This window comes from Pseudomonas sp. SDO5532_S415 (genome assembly GCF_054071155.1).
In genome coordinates this window covers 1-4,528 of the sequence record NZ_JBSVWS010000280.1, presented here as the reverse complement: position 1 = coordinate 4,528, position 4,528 = coordinate 1, and the positions used below count along the sequence as shown (strand labels likewise).

The following is a 4,528-nucleotide window of genomic DNA, read 5'->3' as shown; positions in this document are numbered from 1 at the left end:
TCGTTGGCTGATCCACCGCCTTCGCGAGCAGGCTCGCTCCCACAGGGGGTATTTATTGGATTCAAGAGGGTGTCGGGATAAGGCGATCCAGTTGTGCCTGGGCCCGGCGACTGAAGATCTGCAACAAGTCGTTCAAGGTGTGAGGCGGTGGTTCGGCGGCGCGGGTCACTGCGTACAGGGTGATGGGCAGCGGCGGCGCCAAGGGGCGAATCGTCGTCGCGGCAGGTGATGCACCGAGTGCCGTGAACGGGTCGATCACCGCCAGTCCGGCACCGGATTCCACCATCGCCCGGGCCAGTGAATAGGTCTGCACGGCGATGCGCACCCGGGGCGGCGGTTCGACCGCTTCGAGGTAGCTGTCGAGCCGGGCGGCCAACGGGTCGGCGCTGGACAGGCCAATCAAGGGCGCACCGGCCAGGGCCATCAATGGCAGCGGTTGGCCGACGTCCTCGTCCGGCCAATAACCCTTCGGTGCCAACGCCACCAGCACTCCCGACGCCAGGGCCTGAGCCTTCAATCCAGGATGATCCGGCCGCTGCAAGGTCAGGGCGACATCCACTTCGCGCATCAGCAGGTTCTGCACCAGTTCGCGGCTATGGGCGCTGGACAGTTCGCAGGCGATGTCCGGGTAGCGCCCGGTCCATTCGTGAATGGCCGGCGGCAGCAATGACAGGGCCAGCGCCGGAGTAGCGCCGATGCGCAGGCTGTGGCCCGGCTGGCGGCGCAGGCTCTGGGCCAGACGTCGCACGCCTTGCAGGCTTTCGCTGACCTTGTCGACTTCGCGCTCCAGTTCCAATGCTTCCGGCGTCGCCTGCAGCTTGCCGCGTACCCGCAAGAACAACGGGAAACCCAACTGCTGCTCGGCATGCTGCAGCACCTTGGTCACCGCCGGTTGCGAGACGTGCAGCAATTGCGCGGCCGCGCTGATGGAACCGGTCTGGCGGATAGCCTGGAAAATCTCGATGTGGCGAAGACGCATGGCAAGTCCATAACCTTTGTTTATGGGTCAGGTATCTTTATTCATTGTCCGCCTCCTGTCATCCGGCTCTAACCTCGGCTTCGTCTTCACAACGGTTTTAAGGACGGACATGGCTCAGCGTGTGTGCATCATCGGCGGCGGCGTGATTGGTCTGGCAACGGCCTATGCGCTGGTGCGCGACGGCTTCGAGGTGACGGTGGTCGAGGCCCGGGACTCGCTGGGCAGCGAAACCAGTTTTGCCAATGGCGGCCAGCTCTCCTATCGCTATGTTGCGCCGCTGGCCGATGCCGGTGTGCCGCTGCAAGCCATTGGCTGGATGCTGCGCGGTGATTCGCCCTTGAAGCTGCGCCCGCGCCTGGACCCGGTGCAGTGGCGCTGGATGGCGTCATTCCTTGCTGCCTGCCGAAGCTCGGTCAACCGAGAAAACGCTGGGCACCTGTTGCGTCTGGCGCTGTTGAGCCAGAGCACATTGAAAAGCTGGCGCGAGGACGATGGGCTGGCCGGTTTCCAATGGCGGCGCAACGGCAAACTGGTGACCTTTCGTACCGCCGGCAGCTTCGAGCATGCGCGCAAAAAACTGGCCGATCCGCAACAGCAGCAGGTGTTGTCGGCGATCGAGTGTGCAGCGCTTGAACCAGCGCTGGTCGATGCCCCCTTTGTCGGCGCGATTTACACCCCGGACGAAGAGGTCGGCGATTGCCACGGTTTTTGCCAGCAACTGGCGGCGCGGCTGACAGCATCCGGTCGTTGCGAATTCCGCCTGGGCCAGGCGGTGACCGGGATTCGCCATGCCAACGGCAGCGTCAATGCCATCGAACTGGGCGAGGAAGTAATGGCCGTTGACCAACTGGTCATCGCCGCCGGCCACCGCAGTCCACTGCTGGCGCTGCCGGGCCTGCGCCTGCCGCTTTATCCGCTGAAGGGTTACAGCCTGACCGTGCCCATCGGCGCCGGCCACCGGGCGCCGGAGGTAAGCATCACTGACTACGACCGCAAGATCGTCTATGCCCGTATCGGCGAGCAATGGCGGGTGGCGGCGATGGTCGATATCGTCGGTTTCGACCCCGCTGTCGATCCCGAACGCCTGGCCCTGATCAAGCGCCAGGCGCGCGACACCTTCCCCAATGCCGGCAACTACGAGTCGGCGGTGGAGTGGGCCGGCATGCGTCCGGCGACGCCCAGTGGTGTGCCGTTGCTCGGTGCCACGGCTTATCGCAACCTGTGGCTCAACCTCGGTCATGGCGCGCTCGGATTTACCCTTGCCTGTGGCAGCGGTCGGTTGCTCAGCGAGCTGATCGGCCAGCGTCAACCTTCCATCGACCTGCACGGCTTCAATCACCGGGCCGCTTGAATTCCATTTTGAAGAGGACACTGCAATGACCATTACCCGACTGCACAGCAACCCTCGCCTGTCTGGCGCCGTGACCTTTGGCGACCTGGTGTTTCTCTCCGGCCAGGTGCCGGGCGATGCCGTGGATGCCGGCGGCCAGACCCGCGAAGTGCTGGCGAAAATCGATGCCTTGCTGGCCGAAGCCGGCAGCGATAAGGATCACCTGCTCAGCGCGACCATTTACCTGAAAAACATCACCGAGGATTTTGCCGCGATGAACGAAGTCTGGTCGGCCTGGCTATCGCCGGGGCAGGCCCCGAGCCGCACTACGGTGCAAGCCGAACTGGCTCGTGCGCAGGTACTCGTGGAAATCACCGTCATCGCCGCACGCCTCTGAAATACCCAACACCCACAACGGAGAATAACAATGCAAAAAATCACGTTGCTCGGCTGCACCCTCGGGCTGTTGCTCGGTAGTCAGGTCCAGGCCAGTGAAGCGCCACTGACCGGCACATTGAGCAAGATCGCCAGCGCCAACAGCATCACCCTGGGCTATCGCGATGCGTCGGTGCCGTTCTCTTATGTGGGCGATCACACCGGCAAGCCGATGGGCTATTCAGTGGATCTGGCGGGCAAGATTGTCGAGCGCATCCAGCAACAACTGGCACTGCCGGATCTCAAGGTGAAGTACAACCTGGTGACCTCGCAAACCCGCATTCCACTGGTGCAGAACGGCACCGTGGACCTGGAGTGCGGCTCCACCGGCGTGACCGCCGAGCGCCAGAAGCAAGTGGCGTTTTCCTATGGCTTCATCTACGTCAAAGGCCAGCTGCTGACGGCCAGGGATAGCGGCATCAAGCGCTTCGCCGACCTGCGCGGCAAGAACGTGGTCACCACCGCCGGCACCACCAACGAGCGTTTTCTGAAAAGCTACAACGTCGACAACAAAATCGATATGTTCGTGATCAGCGCCAAAGATCACGGCGAAGCGTTCCAGATGCTGCAATCGGGCCGCGCGGCGGCGTTCTACATGGATGATGCACTGCTCTACGGCGAGCGCGCCAAGGCCCACGATCCGCATAAGTGGGTGGTGGTCGGGGAGGAGCAGTCGCGGGAAATCTACAGTTGCATGGTGCGCAAGGACGACCCGCAATTCCTGGCGCTGGTTAATGGGGTGTTGGGTGATCTGTATAGCTCGGGCGAGATCAACGGTATCTATCAGCGCTGGTTCGAACAGCCGATTCCACCGAAAGGCTTGAACCTGGAATTTCCGATGACCAGCGAACTCAAGGCGATCATCGCCAAGCCGGTGAGTGATCCGGTGCAGTAAGTCAGCCTTTAGACCGTGTCGCGGCCATTCGCGAGCAGGCTCGCTCCCACATTGGAATGCGTTTCACTGTGGGAGCGGGCTTGCTCGTGAAGAGGCCCTAGAAATCACCCCAAAGCTGCTGGGCCACAGATAACGCCACCACCGGCGCGGTCTCAGTCCGCAACACGCGCGGACCAAGGCGTGCAGCATGAAAACCAGCCCCCTTGGCCTGATCCACTTCCGTATCCGATAAACCACCTTCCGGACCAATCAGGAACGCCAGGGTCGAAGGCTTGGCATGACTGACCAATGGTTCGGCCACCGGGTGCAGCACCAGCTTCAGCTGCGCTTCGGTCTGTTTCAACCAGTCGGCCAATACCATCGGTGGATGAATCACCGGCACCCTGGAACGCCCGCACTGCTCGCACGCACTGATCGCCACCTGGCGCCAGTGCAGCAGGCGTTTATCGGCGCGTTCGTCCTTGAGCCGGACTTCGCAGCGCTCGCTGAAAATCGGGGTGATTTCGCTGACGCCCAATTCGGTGGCTTTCTGAATCGCCCAGTCCATGCGCTCGCCACGGGACAGGCCCTGGCCGAGATGAATCTGCAGCGGGGATTCCACCTGGCCAGTGAACTGCTCGTCGATCTGCACGACCACGCGTTTTTTGCCGACTTCCACCAGCGTGCCGCGAAATTCATGGCCGGAACCGTCGAACAGTTGCAACGCATCGCCCTCGGCCATGCGCAGTACGCGGCCGATGTAATGGGCCTGGGCTTCGGGCAGTTCGTGCTCGCCGGTGCTCAGGGGGGCGTCGATGAAGAAGCGGGACAATCTCATGTTGGGTCTCTGTAATTCATGTATAGGTCATGGCGACGCTTTCGCGAGCAGGCTCGCTCCCACAGTTGACCG

General features: G+C 62.3%; 5 protein-coding genes. 3 read left to right on the top strand and 2 right to left on the bottom strand.

The window, feature by feature from the left end:
• Nucleotides 1–61: 61 nt before the first annotated feature.
• Nucleotides 62–979, bottom strand: coding sequence for a LysR family transcriptional regulator (locus ACW9HW_RS29055; protein ID WP_457402759.1), 918 nt, complete (start codon nucleotides 977–979; stop codon nucleotides 62–64).
• 109 nt (nucleotides 980–1,088) lie between these two features.
• Between ACW9HW_RS29055 and ACW9HW_RS29050 the strand changes: the two genes are divergently transcribed.
• Genes ACW9HW_RS29050 through ACW9HW_RS29040 form a run of 3 tightly spaced genes read left to right on the top strand, consistent with a single transcriptional unit; the run spans nucleotide 1,089 to nucleotide 3,639 of the window.
• Entirely contained in the window at nucleotides 1,089–2,330 is a 1,242-nt protein-coding gene (locus ACW9HW_RS29050; RefSeq protein WP_457402758.1) for a D-amino acid dehydrogenase, read from the top strand.
• A 25-nt stretch (nucleotides 2,331–2,355) separates the two neighbouring features.
• Complete coding sequence (locus ACW9HW_RS29045; RefSeq protein WP_095196001.1) at nucleotides 2,356–2,706, top strand: RidA family protein; 351 nt, start codon at nucleotides 2,356–2,358, stop codon at nucleotides 2,704–2,706.
• Nucleotides 2,707–2,736: 30 nt separating this feature from the next.
• On the top strand, nucleotides 2,737–3,639 hold the full coding sequence (locus ACW9HW_RS29040) for a transporter substrate-binding domain-containing protein (RefSeq protein ID WP_095196000.1): 903 nt from the start codon (nucleotides 2,737–2,739) through the stop codon (nucleotides 3,637–3,639).
• A gap of 97 nt (nucleotides 3,640–3,736) precedes the next feature.
• Here the strand turns inward: ACW9HW_RS29040 and ACW9HW_RS29035 are convergent, their stop codons facing one another.
• Nucleotides 3,737–4,456 (bottom strand): 16S rRNA (uracil(1498)-N(3))-methyltransferase, encoded by a 720-nt coding sequence (locus ACW9HW_RS29035; RefSeq protein WP_095195999.1) that lies wholly within the window; start codon nucleotides 4,454–4,456, stop codon nucleotides 3,737–3,739.
• Nucleotides 4,457–4,528 lie beyond the last annotated feature (72 nt).

Bases quoted from the DNA above. Each gene is read 5' to 3' on its own strand.
- ACW9HW_RS29055 (WP_457402759.1), bottom strand. From the start codon at position 979: ATGCGTCTTCGCCACATCGAGATTTTCCAGGCTATCCGCCAGACCGGT.
- ACW9HW_RS29050 (WP_457402758.1), top strand. From the start codon at position 1,089: ATGGCTCAGCGTGTGTGCATCATCGGCGGCGGCGTGATTGGTCTGGCA.
- ACW9HW_RS29045 (WP_095196001.1), top strand. From the start codon at position 2,356: ATGACCATTACCCGACTGCACAGCAACCCTCGCCTGTCTGGCGCCGTG.
- ACW9HW_RS29040 (WP_095196000.1), top strand. From the start codon at position 2,737: ATGCAAAAAATCACGTTGCTCGGCTGCACCCTCGGGCTGTTGCTCGGT.
- ACW9HW_RS29035 (WP_095195999.1), bottom strand. From the start codon at position 4,456: ATGAGATTGTCCCGCTTCTTCATCGACGCCCCCCTGAGCACCGGCGAG.